The sequence below is a fragment of the Devosia sp. genome (assembly GCF_041917035.1).
Taxonomy (GTDB): Bacteria; Pseudomonadota; Alphaproteobacteria; order Rhizobiales; family Devosiaceae; genus Devosia_A.
This window is the reverse complement of the sequence record NZ_JAYRYM010000072.1, coordinates 1-16,322: the sequence shown is the minus strand read 5'-3', so window position 1 is coordinate 16,322 and position 16,322 is coordinate 1. Positions and strand designations below refer to the sequence as shown.

At 67.8% G+C, this 16,322-nt stretch carries 14 protein-coding genes, 1 pseudogene and 1 riboswitch; of the genes and pseudogenes, 7 read left to right on the top strand and 8 right to left on the bottom strand.

What is annotated here, in order from left to right; translation table 11 throughout:
- Together ACE3TU_RS09760 and rpoH are read left to right on the top strand one after the other, a co-directional pair.
- Positions 1-231: pseudogene (locus tag ACE3TU_RS09760) on the top strand (RNA pseudouridine synthase); the annotation flags it as partial.
- Between the two features lie 153 nt (positions 232-384).
- Complete coding sequence (gene rpoH, locus ACE3TU_RS09755) at positions 385-1,272, top strand: RNA polymerase sigma factor RpoH (protein ID WP_374623362.1); 888 nt, start codon at positions 385-387, stop codon at positions 1,270-1,272.
- 9 nt (positions 1,273-1,281) lie between these two features.
- Here rpoH and ACE3TU_RS09750 read toward each other — a convergent pair whose 3' ends face one another.
- Positions 1,282-1,977 carry a thiamine diphosphokinase gene (locus ACE3TU_RS09750; protein WP_374623359.1) on the bottom strand — a complete coding sequence of 232 codons (696 nt, stop codon included), beginning with the start codon at positions 1,975-1,977 and terminating at the stop codon, positions 1,282-1,284.
- A gap of 26 nt (positions 1,978-2,003) precedes the next feature.
- Positions 2,004-2,101, top strand: a riboswitch (TPP riboswitch).
- Between the two features lie 68 nt (positions 2,102-2,169).
- Between ACE3TU_RS09750 and thiB the strand changes: the two genes are divergently transcribed.
- Genes thiB through ACE3TU_RS09735 form a run of 3 tightly spaced genes read left to right on the top strand, consistent with a single transcriptional unit; the run spans position 2,170 to position 5,423 of the window.
- Entirely contained in the window at positions 2,170-3,159 is a 990-nt protein-coding gene (gene thiB, locus ACE3TU_RS09745; RefSeq protein WP_374623357.1) for a thiamine ABC transporter substrate binding subunit, read from the top strand.
- Positions 3,134-4,747 (top strand): hypothetical protein, encoded by a 1,614-nt coding sequence (locus ACE3TU_RS09740; protein WP_374623354.1) that lies wholly within the window; start codon positions 3,134-3,136, stop codon positions 4,745-4,747. Before thiB ends, ACE3TU_RS09740 begins: the two co-directional genes overlap by 26 nt.
- A complete protein-coding gene (locus ACE3TU_RS09735) occupies positions 4,734-5,423 on the top strand; it encodes an ATP-binding cassette domain-containing protein (RefSeq protein ID WP_374623351.1) in 690 nt (229 codons plus the stop codon). The genes ACE3TU_RS09740 and ACE3TU_RS09735 overlap by 14 nt, the downstream gene beginning before the upstream one ends.
- Before the next feature lie 38 nt (positions 5,424-5,461).
- Here ACE3TU_RS09735 and ACE3TU_RS09730 read toward each other — a convergent pair whose 3' ends face one another.
- Together ACE3TU_RS09730 and ACE3TU_RS09725 are read right to left on the bottom strand one after the other, a co-directional pair.
- Positions 5,462-7,606 (bottom strand): hypothetical protein, encoded by a 2,145-nt coding sequence (locus ACE3TU_RS09730; RefSeq protein WP_374623348.1) that lies wholly within the window; start codon positions 7,604-7,606, stop codon positions 5,462-5,464.
- 47 nt (positions 7,607-7,653) lie between these two features.
- Positions 7,654-8,943, bottom strand: a complete 1,290-nt coding sequence (locus ACE3TU_RS09725; RefSeq protein ID WP_374623345.1) for an adenylosuccinate synthase — start codon at positions 8,941-8,943, stop codon at positions 7,654-7,656.
- Between the two features lie 165 nt (positions 8,944-9,108).
- Here ACE3TU_RS09725 and ACE3TU_RS09720 point away from each other — a divergent pair, with 165 nt between their 5' ends.
- Complete coding sequence (locus tag ACE3TU_RS09720; RefSeq protein ID WP_374623343.1) at positions 9,109-10,056, top strand: DMT family transporter; 948 nt, start codon at positions 9,109-9,111, stop codon at positions 10,054-10,056.
- Positions 10,057-10,227: 171 nt separating this feature from the next.
- Positions 10,228-10,464, top strand: a complete 237-nt coding sequence (locus ACE3TU_RS09715) for a hypothetical protein (RefSeq protein WP_374623340.1) — start codon at positions 10,228-10,230, stop codon at positions 10,462-10,464.
- 45 nt (positions 10,465-10,509) lie between these two features.
- Here ACE3TU_RS09715 and serA read toward each other — a convergent pair whose 3' ends face one another.
- The 5 genes from serA to ACE3TU_RS09690 all read right to left on the bottom strand — a co-directional run.
- On the bottom strand, positions 10,510-12,093 hold the full coding sequence (serA, locus tag ACE3TU_RS09710; RefSeq protein ID WP_374623338.1) for a phosphoglycerate dehydrogenase: 1,584 nt from the start codon (positions 12,091-12,093) through the stop codon (positions 10,510-10,512).
- Positions 12,094-12,201: 108 nt separating this feature from the next.
- Positions 12,202-13,377 carry a phosphoserine transaminase gene (locus ACE3TU_RS09705; protein WP_374623365.1) on the bottom strand — a complete coding sequence of 392 codons (1,176 nt, stop codon included), beginning with the start codon at positions 13,375-13,377 and terminating at the stop codon, positions 12,202-12,204.
- 169 nt (positions 13,378-13,546) lie between these two features.
- A complete protein-coding gene (locus tag ACE3TU_RS09700) occupies positions 13,547-14,488 on the bottom strand; it encodes a 1-phosphofructokinase family hexose kinase (RefSeq protein ID WP_374623335.1) in 942 nt (313 codons plus the stop codon).
- 4 nt (positions 14,489-14,492) lie between these two features.
- The gene (locus tag ACE3TU_RS09695) at positions 14,493-15,413 is read right to left on the bottom strand and encodes a class I fructose-bisphosphate aldolase (RefSeq protein ID WP_374623332.1); all 921 of its coding nucleotides are present in this window, start codon (positions 15,411-15,413) and stop codon (positions 14,493-14,495) included.
- A 21-nt stretch (positions 15,414-15,434) separates the two neighbouring features.
- Positions 15,435-16,322 (bottom strand): glucokinase (locus ACE3TU_RS09690; protein ID WP_374623330.1); only part of this gene is annotated, 888 nt, incomplete at its 5' end.

The following is a 16,322-nucleotide window of genomic DNA, read 5'->3' as shown; positions in this document are numbered from 1 at the left end:
CTGGTCGCCGACCAGATCTACGCTCCCGGTTTCGCCACCAAGGTCAACCGCCTCCCCGATGAGCCGCGGCAGGCGGTCGAGGCGCTGGGACGCCAGGCGCTGCATGCTGCCGAGCTCGGCTTCGAGCACCCGGCGAGCGGCGAGGACATGGCCTTCGAGGCGGAACTGCCTGCCGACCTCCGGCGTCTCGAAGCAGCGCTCGCGCCCTACGATCTGGCGGCTGCCCGCTAGCGGCAACCTCGGCCGGCCGATCCGCAACAGTCCGACACGGGCGGGCCTTATCTTCGCCGGCTTTCGAACTATATAGTTCCGACAGTCTGTCGTGTGCCGGACTGGACACGGCGGCAATTCTGCCCGCTTTCGGGGGAAACACGAGGGTGCAATATGGCCCAGACCAACCTGCCAGTACTGTCCGCTGAGGGCGGCCTCAGTCGCTACCTGCAAGAAATCCGCAAGTTCCCGATGCTGGAGCCTGACGAGGAATACATGCTCGCCAAGCGCTACAAGGAGCATGCCGATCCGGGTGCGGCGCAGAAGCTGATCACTTCGCACCTCCGGCTCGTGGCCAAGATCGCCATGGGCTATCGCGGCTATGGGCTGCCGATCTCCGAGGTGATCTCGGAGGGCAATGTCGGCCTTATGCATGCGGTCAAGCGCTTCGAGCCCGAGAAGGGATTCCGGCTCGCCACCTATGCCATGTGGTGGATTCGCGCCGCGATCCAGGAATACGTCCTGCGGTCGTGGAGCCTCGTCAAGATCGGCACCACCGCCGCGCAGAAGCGGCTGTTCTTCAACCTCAGGAAGATCAAGGGGCAGATCGCCGCGCTCGAGGACGGCAACCTGCATCCCGACCAGATCAAGCAGATCGCCACCACGCTGCATGTCAGCGAGGACGAGGTCGTGTCGATGAACCAGCGCCTCTCCGGCGATGCATCCCTCAACGCGCCCATGCGCGCCGATGAGGGCGCCTCGGAATGGCAGGACTGGCTGGTCGACGACACCCCGGACCAGGAGACCAGCCTCGGCGAGTCCGAGGAGTTCAGCGAGCGCATGGTGCTGCTCAACAAGGCCATGGGCGATCTCAACGAGCGCGAGAAGGCGATCTTCCAGGCCCGTCGTCTGCGCGACGAGCCGGCCACCCTCGAGGAACTTGCCCAGGAATACAACGTCAGCCGCGAGCGCATTCGCCAGATCGAGGTGCGGGCCTTCGAGAAGGTGCAGGAGGCCGTGCAGAAGGCGGCGAGCGCCAAATCCCGCGAGGCCGCGGCCTGACCGTTCGGCTCAGCCCTGCGCGCCGAGCGCGGCGATCAGTTCCATCAGGTGCTCGCGCCTGAGGATCAGGAGGTAGGGGGCGTGGATCCCCTCCTCGGGTACGATTCGGAACGGTCCGGTCAGCGCCTCGTTGGAGGTGCCCGTCCGCACCCCCGGCGCCAGCTTGACCGCGTCCAGCGGGTACTTCAGTCCATCGGAACGCCAGAAGGTGACCGGCGCCAGCGGGTGGATCGAGACCCTCTCGCCGGCCGCGACCTCGAAGCTGAACGCCTCGGTGAGCGCCACCGCCACGTCCTCCTCGTCGACCAGCACGATCTTGCGCCGTCGTGCATAGCGCGTCACCGCATCGAGTGCGGCGAGCGTATGGTCGAACCGCCGGCCGGTCATGCCGACCGCGATGGTCACCGGCGCCTTGGTCGAGTACAGCGCCTTCTCGAAGTCGGTGGTTTCCTGCTCGGCGATCTGCATCAGCCGGGTCTTGCCCAGCCAGCCGTGCGGTTCCCTCAGCGAATCGAAATCGCCCACGATCAGCTCGGGCCTCAGCCCGGCCGCCACGATCTGGTCGGCACCCCCGTCGGCCCCGACGAGGTGGCCGCCCGATGCGTAGAGCTCCCGCAGCAACTCGGCATCGACGTTGCCGCCGCCGACGATGACGAGCAGCTGCTCGAAGGCGACCACCGAGGTTTGGGGGCTACGTGCTTGCAAGGGAGTGGAACTCTGGGTATCTGTCGGTCGTCTCGCTGGGGTGCTCCGGGAAATCCGGGGCTGAGAGTTACCCATTGAACCTGAACCAGGTCATGCTGGCGGAGGAAGTTCGAGATGGCAAGGGCGCCCGTCGCCCAAACCATATGCGTTCCCCTTCTATCCACATGGCCGCAGACCCGAAGGAAAACGACCATGTCGTTCAAGTACTTCGCGTTGGCGGCATCGCTGTGCGCCATCGCCTTGCCCACCCTTGCCCAGGACCGGCCCGTCCTCGACATCTACACCTATGACAGCTTTGCCGCCGAGTGGGGGCCCGGCCCGGCGCTCAAGGCCGGCTTCGAAGTGAGTTGCGGCTGCACCGTCCGCTTCGTCACTGCGGAGGACGCCATCTCGATGCTGCGCAAGCTGCAGCTGGAGGGGTCATCGAGCCCGGCCGATCTGGTGGTCGGCCTCGATACCGCCACCATGGGTGAGGCGCGGGCCACCGGGCTGTTCGCTGCCCACGGGCTGACCCCCGAAGGGCTCGTCCTCGATTGGCAGGACGCCGAGTTCATCCCCTTCGACCATGGCTACTTCGCCTTTGTCTACGACAAGCGCCGCACCATCGCGCCCCCATTGTCGTTCGAGGAACTCATTGCCCGGCCGGACAGCTTCAAGATCGTGATCGAGGATCCGCGCTCGTCCACGCCGGGCCTCGGCAATGTCTTCTGGATCGCCGCCGCCTACGGCAACCGCGCGTCCGATATCTGGCATGGCCTGAAGCCGCACGTGCTGACCGTGACCCGCGGCTGGTCCGAGGCCTATGGCCTGTTCCTCGACGGACAGGCCGACATGGTGCTGAGCTACACCACCTCGCCCGCCTACCACGCGGTGGCCGAGAATGACGACAACTACGCCTACGCGCCCTTTGCCGAAGGCTTCGTCTCCCAGGTGGAGGTCGCCGGCCTCGTGGCAGGCAGCGATCAGCCGGAGCTGGGGCGGGCCTTCCTCGGCTACCTGACCTCGCCCGAGGCGCAGCGGATCATCCCCACCACGAACTGGATGTATCCGGTCATCGACATCGGCGCGGACCTCCCCGCCGCCTTCGGCATGCCGCCGGCAAAGGTGCTGGTCGTAAACGAGGAGACCATTGCCGCGAGCAGCCGGGCCTGGGTCGATGCCGCGCTGGCTGCCCTTCAGTAGCCGCGTGCTGCCGGTTCGGCCGCTCCGGCTGCTCGCCGGCACGGCCATGGCATCCGCCATCGCCGGTCTCGTCGCGACTGTGCTCGCTGCCATCATCGCCGCCGCCGGCGACGGGGCCGCAGCGCCGTCGCGCATCGACGTCATGCATCTGCTCGCCATGACGGCCACGCAGGCTGCGCTCAGCACGGTATTGTCGCTTGCCGCCGGCATCGGGCTCGCCTGGTCGCTCAACCGCCTGCGTTTCGTCGGTCGCCGCCTGGTGGTCGGCCTGTTCGCTTCGGCCATCGTCACACCCGGCCTGATCGTCGCCTTCGGGCTTCTCTCGGTCTGGGGCCGCGCCGGCTGGGTCAACCAGGCGGCACTGGCCCTCACCGGCCAGCCGCTCGAAGTGCCGCTCTTCGGCCTTGCCGGCATCGTCGCGGCACACGTCATTCTCGACGGCGCCTTCGCCGCCCGCATTCTGCTGGCCCGCCTCGAGGCCACGCCCGAACTGCGCCTCAAGACCGGCCAGAGCCTGGGACTGTCCGCCCTGCAGCGCTTCGCAATCATCGACTGGCCGATGCTGCGCGGCGCCATCCCCGGACTCGGCGCCATCATCTTCCTTCTTGCCTTCACCAGCTTCCCCATCGTGCTGCTGCTGGGTGGCGGGCCGGCCAACCAGACCCTCGAAGTGGCCATCTACTCGGCCGTGAGACTCGATTTCGACCTGCATGGCGCGGTGCAGCTGGCCCTCGTCCAGATCGGCGTCTGCACCGCCGTGATCCTGCTCGCCAGCGCCGCTGCCCCGGTCTCGGCGGTGACCGGACGCTCGCGCGTCTCGGCCTGGCGCGACCGCGGCCCCGCCCGCGCGCTGCAATGGCTGGTACTGGGGCTCGGCATGGCGGGATTCGGCCTGCCATTGCTCGCTGTGCTGCTCGACGGCATCGGTCCGGGCATGGCAGCGCTGCTGCTCCGGCCGGGATTCTGGCAGGCTCTCGGCACGAGCCTGGCGCTCGGCAGCGCCTCCGCGATCCTCACGCTGCTGCTGGCCCTCGTCATCGGCACTGCCCGCGGCGCCGCCGGCACATCCGTGCTGCGCCACGTCATCGGCGCGCCCGCCTTTGCCTACCTCGCCGTGCCGGCGGTGGTGCTCTCGCTCGGCGCCTTCCTCGTGGTTCGCCTGACCGGGGTGCCGAACGAGGCCGCCGCGCCGACAATCGTGCTCCTCGCCAATGCGCTGCTGTCGCTTCCCTTCGCCATCGCCACCCTCGGACCGCCGCTCGACGCCGTGGCACTAGGACGAGGCAAGCTCATCCGCTCGCTCGATCTCGACGGCTGGCGGCAGTTCCGCGACATCGAATGGCCGCTGGTGCGCCACGAGGCCGGCATCGTGCTGGCCCTCGCCTTCTGCTTCTCGCTCGGCGACCTGGGGGTCATCGCCCTGCTTGGCACACAGGACTTCACCACCCTGCCGCTATTCATGTACCGCGCGCTCGGCGCCTACCGCACCAACGACGCCGGAACCGTGGCCGCGGTGATGCTGCTCATCACCATCATCGCCTTCGTGGCGATTCCCCGCCTGCTCGAGGTGCCCGATGCTGATCGCTGACCGCCTGCTCTATGCCCACACGGTACCGGCGGGCCGTACCTACGAGTTCAGCTTCGCAGCCCGACGCGGCGAGGTCACGGCGGTGAGCGGACCGAGCGGGTCGGGCAAGTCGACCCTGCTCGACCTCATCTCCGGCTTCCTCGCCCCCAGCGGTGGCACCCTGGCCCTCGACGGGCGCGACCTGCTGCCGCTCGCCCCGGAACAACGCCCCGTCTCCATCCTGTTCCAGACCGAGACCCTGTTCGAGCACCTGACCGCGGCCCGGAACGTCGAACTCGGTCTGCCCCGGCACCTGCCCCCCGCAACTCGGCGCGAACGGGTGGCGGACGCTCTGGCCGAAGTGGGACTGCCTGCCGTCATGGGGCAGCGCGCGGCGACACTGTCGGGTGGTGAAAAGCAGCGCGTGGCCCTGGCCCGAACGCTGCTGCGTGGTCGTCCGATCCTGCTGCTCGACGAACCGTTCTCGGCGCTTGACGATGACACGCGCGGCACAGTTCGGCGCCTCGTGGGCGATCTCACACGACGGCACGGCTGGATCACCATGCTCGTCAGCCACCATGCCGACGATGTCGCAACGCTGGCGGCCCGCCGCTACACCCTCGCGGACGGCCGGCTCAGCGGTCCGCTCCCCGAGCCCACCTCACCGGGGGCACACGACGCCGCTGAAGGCGATTGAGCCCCGGCGGCATGCCGGCGCACCGCTCTGGCTACTGACTACTGGCTGGCCGTCGCCGCCGTCCCCCACGATCCGACCACCTCGTTGAACATGGCAACGGCCGCCTCGTCCTTTTCGAGCGTGATGATGGCACGACGGCCGGTGGCGTAGATCAAGGCCAGGTCCATCCACTTGCGCGACGTCAGCAGATTGCTGTTGGCCGTGATTTCGTCAGGCGAGGCGCTGAGGGCAAACAGGAAGGAATTGCCAACCACCCGCGCCGAGGCCCCGACGAGCGGCGTCCCCTGCACCAGTTCCTCGTTCTTCAGCAACACGCCCGGCAGGCCGGCGATCGAGCCACCCACGAAGCTGTCGCTGACGCGGAAATTGACCTCCATCAGATGGCTGGCCGGCAGGCTCGGGTCGGAGTTCTTGCGGATCAGCACGTCGACACCGAGGTTGCGGGCCGGAATGTTGGCCTTGCCGATGAGCGTCGCAACGCCCATCTCGTCGATGCCCTTGCTCCACTCCACGGTACCCGAGAATGGCACCGCGCCTGTGGTTCCGTTGTCGGAAGCCTCGAGCAGCAGCGACTGGCTGCCCGCGAGGTTTGCCGGGTCGAGCGCGGCGACTGCCGCCTCGGCAGCCGGCTCGCTGTCGGTACCGAGTCGCTCTTCGGCCGGGGCCGGCTCCAGCAGCGGCAATGCCGGGGTATCGGCAACGGCCGCCGGCTCCGCCCCCAGGCGTTCGTCCTGGTTGAGTTCGGCGGACGGCGTGTTGCTCTCGGATGGTGTATCGGTGTTCCCCGGTCCGGTTGCCGGAACGTCGGCGTCGCCATTGGCCGGCGTCGTCGCCGCGGCAGCCTCCTGCTCGGTGACCGCGCTGCGACCGAACATCTGATCGAGGTTGATGAACCCCTCGCGCCAGGCCCAGAATCCTGCCCCGCCGGCGCCGGCAAGGAGCACCGCGAAGACGATCAGGAAGATCGTCACCGCCCCCATGCCGCGCCGTTCGCGTTCAGCACGCGGAAAGCCGGTCTGGGCGGGTTTCGTCGCCCGCCCGAGATTGCGCTCGCGCGCCGCCTTGGGCTCCTTCGGTGCCTTGGGCTCCCGCCCGCCGCCGCGCCCGCGCCGGGATGGCGCCACGGCCGGGGCGTCCGCCCTGAGGATCCCCGCCGGGAACCCGTTGGCCGAAGGGGTATCGTCCTCGTCGTTCTCGACCGGATCGTAGTCCAGCTCGTTGTCGACCGGTTCGCCCCGAGCTTCGCGGTCGAGCGTTGCGATGGCGCGATCGATGGCGCCCTGCGGATCGACAGGCTGTGGATCGAGGTCGACCTCACGGACTGCCGACATCGCCGCAGCCATCGGCGGATCGTCGAAGACCGCGAGCTGGGCGGCCGGTCGCGACGTCAGTTGCGGCCGGGCGATCGGCTCGTGACGCGGGGCCGCGATTTCACGCCTCGGTTCCAGTACCGGCCCGCGCGTCGGACCGCCGATCGGCGCTCCGAAGGCGGCCGTGCTGGTGCGGCTCTTGGCGGCCTCGGCTCGCGCCACGATCGAGGGCAGCGGGCGCCCCGACGGGAACGGCTGTCGCCCGGAAGGCGCCGGTCGTGCTGGTACTGCGCGCGGCGGCGGCGGCGGCAGTTCGTCCTCGGGTTCGGGCTCCGGCTCCGGCATCGGCGCGGGGATCTGCGGACGGGTATTGGCCACCAGCTTCGGCACCGGCTTGCCCATCGGCTTGCCGCCATCGGCGCGCGCCGCGCTGCGCTTGGTCTCGATCGGGGGGGCCGGTGGCTCGGCATTGGCCGCCGCGATGATTTCTTCGATGCTGCCCCCCTGCGGCAGCGGCTTCGGCGGCTCTCGACCGCTGGTCGGCGCCGGTTTGACCACCGTCTTGGCGATGCTTGGCGCCGGCTTCTTCACCGGGGCCTCGAAGTAGACCGGCGGCGGTGGCGGGCTCTCCTCCTTGCCACTCCCGAGACCCGCGATCACGGCCTCGCTGGCTTCCTGCTCGACCTGTCGGATGCAGTCTTCGAGCTGCAATCGGTGGGCGGTTATGTCGCGGGCGGCCAGGGGCGGGTTGATGGCGCGCAGCTGCCCCACGAGGGCGGCACGCGCCTTCTCGTAGACCGCGCGTCGCGCGGCGCCGTTGTTCTCGGGCAGAGCTTCGACCGCCCTACGTAACAGCTCTTTGTAGTCCGCCATTCGCTACACGATTTCCGTGATTTGGAGGCCAGTCTTAGCAAAAAAACTCAGTCTTGGAACGGGTCCTGCACCAGTATGGTATCCAGCCGCTCGGGACTGGTGGACAACATGGCCACCGGCGCTCCGATCAGCTCCTCGATGTACCTGACGTACTTCACCGCCTGTGCCGGGAGTTCCGACCAGCTTCTCGCCCCAGCCGTTGTCTCCGACCATCCCTCGAGAGTCTCGTAGATCGGCCTAACAGCAGCTTGTGCTCCCATTGAGGCAGGCAAGTAGTCAATTTTTTGACCGTCGAGCTCGTAGCCCACACAGACTTTGATCTCTTTCAGGCCGTCCAGCACATCCAGTTTCGTCAGCGCGATGCCGTTTATCCCCGACGTTTTGACGGTCTGGCGCACCAGCACGGAGTCGAACCAGCCGCAGCGCCGTGGCCGCCCGGTATTCACCCCGACCTCGCGCCCCACGCTGGACAGGTGACGGCCGATATCGTCGAACAGCTCGCACGGGAACGGCCCTTCGCCCACCCGCGTGGTATAGGCCTTGGTGATGCCCAGCGTATAGCCGATCGCCGTCGGCCCCAGGCCCGATCCCGCAGCGGCCTGGCCGGCGACGGTATTGGACGAGGTGACGAACGGATAGGTGCCGTGGTCGTTGTCGAGCAGCGCGCCCTGCGCTCCCTCGAACAGGATGCGGGCGCCCGACTTGCGCTTGGCGTCCAGCAGTTCCCAGACTCGATCGACATAGGGCAGCACCCGGTCGGCAACGGACGTCAGCTCGGCATGGAGCGCATCGGCCGACAGCTCCGGCAGACCCATGCCGCGGCGCAGGGCGTTGTGGTGGCTCAGCAGCCGCTCGATCTTGGGCATCAGCGTCTCGGGCTCGGCGAGATCGCACACGCGGATGGCGCGGCGGCCGACCTTGTCCTCGTAGGCGGGGCCGATGCCGCGCTTGGTGGTGCCGATCTTGAGACCGGAATTGGCGTTCTCGCGCACTGCGTCGAGTTCGCGGTGCAGGCTGAGGATCAGCGGCGCATTGTCGGCGATCTTGAGGAAGTCCGGGGTGACCTTCACCCCCTGCCCGGCCAGCTTTTCCACTTCGGCCACGAAATGATGCGGATCGACGACCACGCCGTTGCCGATGACGCTGAGTTTGCCGCGCACCACCCCCGAGGGCAGCAGCGCCAGCTTGTAGCTCACCCCGTCGATCACCAGCGTGTGGCCGGCATTGTGACCGCCCTGGTAGCGCACCACTACGTCGGCGCGCTCGCTCAGCCAGTCGACGATCTTGCCCTTGCCTTCGTCACCCCACTGGCTGCCGACGACGATCACGTTTGCCATTTACGCCAAAAGCCCCTTCGTAAGCCAACCTGCCGCCAGCGCAACTTGGCGCTGGCATGCGGCTGCGAAACCTTGTCTATGTTCGGCGCAGCTGCCGGCGGGACCCGCCCGGACCCGAACCATTCGACGGCAGTTGCGTTCGTGCAATAGACCAGTCCAGGCCAGATGACAAATGTTCCCGCGTCCGGCATCGGTCGCGCCTTCGATGCCCTGATGCACCGCCCCTACCTGCTGCTGGTGCTGACCAACCTGTTCTGGGGCGGCAACGTCATCGCCGGCAAGCTCGCGGTCGGTCACATTGACGCGCACACCCTGATGATCCTGCGCTGGAGCGGCGCGCTGCTCGTCATCCTGCCCTTCGCCTTGGGACCGCTGCGCCGCGACTGGCAGACGATCCGGGACAAGTGGTGGCTCTACCTGTTCTACGGGGCCGTCGGCTACGCCACCTTCAATGTGCTGGTCTACCTCGCCGCCCACCTGACGTCGGGAGTCAACACCGCGCTCGAGCAGGTGGCGATCAACATCTTCGTGCTCGCATTCAACTTCGTGCTGTTTCGCCAGCGCGTCGGACTGCTGCAACTCGTCGGTGTCGCCGTCACCATTGTCGGCGTGGCGGTGATCGCCACCCACGGCGATCTCGGCCGAATCCTGAGCCTTGATCTCAACCTGGGCGACGTTCTGGTGATCGGCGCCTGCTTGTCATACGCCATCTACTCGGTGGCGCTGCGCTGGCGGCCGCGGACCGATTGGCGGAGCTTTCTGTCGGCCACCATCCTCGGCGCGATCCTGGCCTCGGTGGCCTACCAGATGTCGATCGGCAGCGGTCTCGGCGCCTTCCTTGCCGAGTTGCCTCGCCTTGATACCACCGCCTGGCTGGTGGTCGCCTACACCGTGCTCTTCCCCTCGCTGATCTCTCAGCTCTTCTACGTTCGCGGCGTCGAGTTGATCGGCTCGAACCGGGCCAGCCTCTTCGTCAATCTGATCCCGCTGTTCGGCACGCTGGGCTCGGTCGTCGTGCTCGGCGAGGCGTTGCAGGGATTTCACCTCACGGCCGCGCTGCTGATCGCCGCCGGCATCGTCCTTGCCGAGTGGAGCGCACGGCGGCACGCGTGACGCCTGTCCATCGGAATGGCGGTCACGTCGGCCGTGCTCCCGACCTCATCCGGGCGAAAGCCGGGATCCGCGCTCCGCATGCGGAACCGTGCCATGCCGCGCGCACGCGGTCGTGAACCGAATGCGGCCGCGCCCCGTACACTCGGGACCTGAACAAGCGGGAGAACACAGATGACTAGACTGGCCTGGGCAGCCTTGCTGTCGGCGGCAATGGCGACGGGCGCACTCGCCGTCTCGGTGGGCGAGATCGCTCGCAAGTGCGGCGACGACGCCAAGGCCTATTGCGATGGCGTCGGCTATGGCGACCCGATGACCGAGTGCCTCGCCGAGCACCGCAGCAAGCTCGCGCCGCAGTGCAAGGTGATTGTCGACCGCATCCGCAACGGCGAGAGCGTGTCGCTGTTCTAGGCGTCGGGTGGACGCGGCGCCCGCAGGTGGCGGGCGCCGAGGTTGTCAGAACCGCAGGGCCTTGGCCTGGCGCACGCCGGGCAGCGAAGCGATCTGCGCCAGTTGGTCGGCCGTGACCACGCCGTCGATCGACAGCAGCGCGATGGCGTCGCCGCCGACCTCGGCGCGGCCGAGGTTGAAATTGGCGATATTGATGCCGAGATTGCCCAAAAGAGTGCCCAGCCGGCCGATATGCCCCGGCTTGTCCTCGTTGGTCACATACAGCATGGCCGGCGTCAGTTCGGCCTCCATGTTGATCCCCTTGACCTGGATGATCCGCGGCTTGCCGCTGGCGAACAGCGTGCCGGCGACGCCGCGCTGCTGCTTCTCGGTGATCACCGTCAGCCGCACGTAGCCCTCATAGGCCCCCTGCTGGTCGCGATTGGTGGTCTCGACCGTGATACCGCGGTCCTTGGCGATCTGCGGCGCCGAAACCATGTTGATATCGCCGAGCGAGGGCTTCAGCACACCATTGATCGCTGCCGCGATCATCGGCTTGGTATTGAGCTGGGCTACGGCGCCCTCGAACTCGATGCGGATACCCTTGATTGCGTCTTCGGTAAGCTGCCCGGCGAACGAGCCGAGCGCTTCCGACAGCTTGACCCACGGGGTGAGCCGCGGCGCTTCTTCGGCAGTGATCGAGGGGAAATTCAGCGCGTTGGCGATCTCGCCGGTATTGAGATAGGCCGATATCTGCTCCGCCACCTGCAGCGCGACATTCTCCTGTGCTTCGGTGGTGGAGGCGCCCAGGTGCGGCGTGCAGATCACGTTGGCGAGGTCGAACAACGGGTTGTCGACGGCCGGCTCCTCGAGGAACACATCGAGCGCCGCCCCCGCCACCTTGCCCGACTTGAGGCCGTCGAGCAGCGCCGCCTCGTCGATCAGGCCGCCGCGCGCGCAGTTGATGATCCGCACCCCCGGCTTCATCTTGCCGATCGCTTCGGCATTGATGATGTTGCGCGTCGCTTCGATCAGCGGAGTGTGGATGGTGATGAAGTCGGCACGGGCGAACAGCTCGTCCAGTTCCACCTTCTCGACGCCCAGCGCCATCGCCCGCTCCGGGGTCAGGAACGGGTCGAAGGCGATGACCTTCATCTTCAGCCCCTGCGCCCGGTCCGCGACGATCGAGCCGATATTGCCCGCCCCGATCAGCCCGAGTACCTTGTTGGTGACCTCGACGCCCATGAAGCGGTTCTTCTCCCACTTCGACGCCTTGGTCGAAGCGTCGGCCTCCGGCAACTGGCGGGCCAGCGCCATCATCATCGCGATCGCGTGCTCCGCCGTGGTGATCGAGTTGCCGAAGGGCGTGTTCATCACGATGATGCCCTTCTTGGTGGCGGCCGGAATGTCGACATTGTCGACCCCGATGCCGGCGCGGCCGATCACCTTGAGATTGCTGGCTGCCGCGATGATCTTCTCGGTCACCTTGGTCGCCGAGCGGATGGCAAGGCCGTCATACTGGCCGATCACCTCGAGCAGCTTATCCTTGTCCTTGCCGAGATCGGGCAGGTAGTCGACCTCGATATGGTTGTCCTTGAAGATCTGGACGGCAGTCTTGCTGAGCTTGTCCGAAACGAGAACCTTGGGCATGTCGCCCTCCGGGAAATGCGTGAATGGTGAGTGGTGAATGGTGAATGGCGGGCGGATCTGGCGCGGGTTGAACCCATTCACCATTCACCACTCACCATTCACAAGAGTTCAGGCTGCAACCTTGGCCAGCGCGGCCTTCTCGGCCGAGAAGGCGTAGTCGAGCCAGGGGACCAGCGCCTCGAGGTCGGAGGTCTCGACGGTGGAGCCGGCCCAGATCCTGAGGCCCGTCGGCGCATCCCGATAGCCGCCGATGTCATAGGCGACGCCCGCTTTGTCGAGCCGCGACACGATGGCCTTGGCAAAGGCCGCCTGCGCCTCCTCGGACAACGCGGTGATCGCCGGGTCCTTGATCACGAGGCAGACCGACGTGTTGCTTCGCTCGGCCGGGTTCCTGGCGAGGAACGCCGCCCAGGCGGACGTCGCCACCCAGTCGTTGAGGACCTTGAAGTTGGCGTCGGCGCGGGCCTGCATGGCCTTGAGCCCGCCGATCTGCTTGCCCCATTCCATCGCGTCGACCGCGTCCTCGATACAGATCATCGAGACGGTGTTGATGGTGGCGCCCTCGAAGATATCGGACATGAGCTTGCCGCCCTTGGTCATCCGGAAGATCTTGGGCAGCGGCCAGGCCGGCTTGTAGCTCTCGAGCCGTTCGACGGCGCGGGGGGAGAGGATCAGCACCCCATGCGCGGCTTCGCCGCCGAGCGCCTTCTGCCAGGAGAACGTCACCACATCGAGCTTGGCGAAGTCGAGGTTCTGCGCAAACGCCGCCGAGGTGGCGTCGCAGATGGTGAGCCCTCTGCGGTCCGCCGGTATCCAGTCGGCATTCGGCACGCGCACGCCGGAAGTCGTGCCGTTCCAGGTGAATACCACGTCATTGTCGAAATTGACGGCCGTCAGGTCGGGCAATGCGCCATAGGGGGCCTTCAGCACCCGCACGTTGTCGAGCTTGAGCTGCTTCTGGACATCCGTCACCCAGCCTTCGCCGAACGATTCCCAGGCCAGCATGTCGACACCGCGGGCGCCGAGCATCGACCACATGGCCATCTCGACCGCGCCGGTATCGGAAGCGGGGACGATGCCGATCAGGTAGTCGGCCGGCACGTCGAGCAGCTCGCGCGTCAGCGCGATGGCCTTTTCGATGCGTGCCTTGGCCGGCTTGGCACGGTGCGAGCGGCCAACCAGCGCGTTGGCCAGCACGTTCACCGTCCATCCAGGACGCTTGGCACAGGGGCCCGACGAAAAGTTCGGATTGGCCGGTTTCAGCGCCGGCGCGCTCAGGGGCATATCAGCCATGGCGACCCTCCCAGGTCGAAAGCCTTGCGTTAGGGCAAGGTGTCCTGAGACGGGCTGATACGCCGCGCGGCGATCGGCGTCAATGGGGTCGTGGCGCGCGACGCGGCGACGGACGGACCGAGGGAGTCGGCCGGGGAGGCCGCCATCCCGCGCCGCCCGCTCAGGACGAAGGGATGACGCCCCCGATCTCGGCGAACAGTTCGGCAACGCGATCCGCCTCGCATAGCTGCGTCGCCTCGGTGGTGACGGCGGCGGCGGCCGCGGCAACGCCATAGCGGGCAGCGGTGACCAGCGGCCAGCCGCGGGCGAGGCCCAGGGTCAGGGCACCCACGAAGCTGTCGCCGGCGCCCACCGTACTGCGTACAGTCACGTGCGGCGGCACGATCTCGGTCTCGCTGCCCTCGGTCGCGACGATGGCGCCGCGATCGCCCAGGGTGACGATCGCCGCCTCGGTGAAGTGCCGGTCGACGAGATCCCGGGCCAGCCGGTGCGCGGCCGTGCCGGCGCGGCCGCCCAGCAGTTCCTGCGCCTCGAGGTGGTTGACGCGGATCAGGTAGGGTCGACTCTCGATGGCCGCCCGCAGCGCTGCGCCATGGGTATCGAGCACCAGCCGCGCCCCGCGCCCGGCCACGAGGCGGGCGAGCTTGCCGTAGAAGTTCTCGGCGACCCCCGGCAGCAGGCTGCCGCTGCCCACGACGAAACGGCAATCGGGCCCCACCAGTTCGCCGATCCGCGCCAGCAGCCGGTCCTCGAACTCGACATGCTGCTCCGGTCCGGGGAGCACGAAGCGATAGTGCAGGCCGCTCGCCGCTTCCATCACCGTCAACGAGAAACGGGTCTCGCCCTCGACCGGAAACACCTCGAAACTCAGCCCTTCCGCCTCCAGCAGCCCGCGCAGCTGCGCGCCCGAGGCGCCGCCCAGCGCCACCAGCGCCCGGCTGTCGCCGCCCAGTTCGCCGATCGCACGCGAGACGTTGATGCCTCCGCCGCCGGGATCGAAACGCGGCGCGTTGCAGCGCAGTTTCTGCTGCGGCCTCAGCCGCTCGGTGGTGGTGGTGACATCGAGCGCCGGATTGAGGGTGATCGTGAGGATCGCAGCCATGACGTCAGGTGGTCTCGAGATAGGTGGACACGATGCCCTCGAGCAGGTGCAGCGCGTCCCGGCGGTTCCGCTGGAAGGCGTTGCGCCCGACGATCGAACCGTAGCCGCCGCCATCGCGGATTCCGCGTACCTCGTCGAGCACCGCCGCGTCGTCCTTGGCGGCTCCGCCGGAGAATACAACGATGCGGCGCCCGTCGAACGCCGACTGCACCACGTGCGCAATGCGGTCGGCGAGACGTTCGCGCGGGATCGCTGCCTTCTCGTAGGCCGGCCGCGCCGCCGGATCGAACACCAGCGCGCTCGGCGGCTTGACCTTGATGATGTGGGCGCCGAGCAGCGCCGCCATGTGCGCCCCGTAGGCCACCACATCGAGGGCGGTCTCACCCTCGGCCTCGAGGATGCCGCCGCGCGGATAGGCCCAGATCACCACCGCAAGGCCCGCCGCCCGCGCTTCTGCCGATGCGGCGCGGATCTCCTCGAACATGTCGTACTGCCTGTCCGACCCGGGATAGATGGTGAAGCCGATGGCGCTGCAGCCCAGTTCCGTGGCGTCTCGCACGGTCGCTGTGATCGCCTCGTCCTTGACCGTTCCGAGGCTGTTGGCGTTGTTGATCTTGAGGATCAGTGGGATTTCTCCCGCATAGCGATCCGCCCCCGCCCGCAACAGGCCCAGCGGCGCGGCGAGCGCCGTGAGACCGGCCTCGATGGCGAGTTCGAACACGTAGCGCGGGTCGTAGGCCGCCGGGTTCGGCGCGAAGCTGCGCGCCGGCCCGTGCTCGAATCCCTGGTCGACGGGCAGGATCACCATCCGGCCCGAACCGGCGAGGCGTCCCTGCATCAGCAGCCGGACCAAGCTCGCCTTCACCCCCGGCTGTTCGCCGTCATAGTAGCCCAGGATGTCCCGGACCCGTTCGGTCACGCGCATCGCGATCCCTCCGCCTTGGTGCTAGCGGGTCACCGTATGCCGTCCCGCTATCGGACGCGATGGCAGGATCTGTCCGAGCGCCACCGCGGCGCCCTTGATACCTGCGTCGGCTCCCATCTTGATGACATGTACCCCGATCCTGTCGAGATAGGCGCCGCGACCACCGCCCGCCCCGGCAAACGCATCGCGGAAGCGCGGCGTCTGCAGCACCGGCAGGATGTTGGCCGCGAGGCCGCCGGCCAGGTAGATGCCTCCGCGTGCTCCGAACAGCAGCGCCACGTCCCCCGCCACCCGCCCGAACCACTCGCCCATCAGGTCGAGCGCTTCGCGCGCCACCGGGTCTTCGCCCGAGAGGCCCGCGGTTGTGATCTGCGGCGCCGTCAACTTCGCCTCCGGCAGTCCGCGGTGCTGGCGCAGCGCGTGGTTGACCGCCACCAGCCCTCGCCCCGACAGCAACTGCTCGAGGCAGACCACGCCGTCCCCGTCGATCGCCGATCGCACGTCGAAGTCGCCCGCCCCCAGCGCCGGCAGCGAGACGAAGCGCCCCTCGCCGGCGACGGGCAGCCAGTGCCCGCCGGTCCACACCAGACTGGCGATTCCGAGCCCGGTGCCTGAGCCGATCACCGCCTTGGTCCCGTGCAGGACCCGCTCGCCCTCGACCACCTCGACCAGGTCGTACTCGGTCAGGCGGGGCAGCGCGAGCGCCATCGCCTCGGTGTCGTTGACCATCACCACGTGCTCGGCGCCGGTGACGGCACGGATATCGTTGCGGGTAAACGTCCAGGGCCGGTGATGCATATGCGCCTTGGTGTCGTGCACCGTCCCCGCAATGGCCAGGCCCACCTTGTCGGGGCAACGCGGAACCGACTTCAGGTACCGCTCGATCGCCTGCATCGGATTGGAGAAATC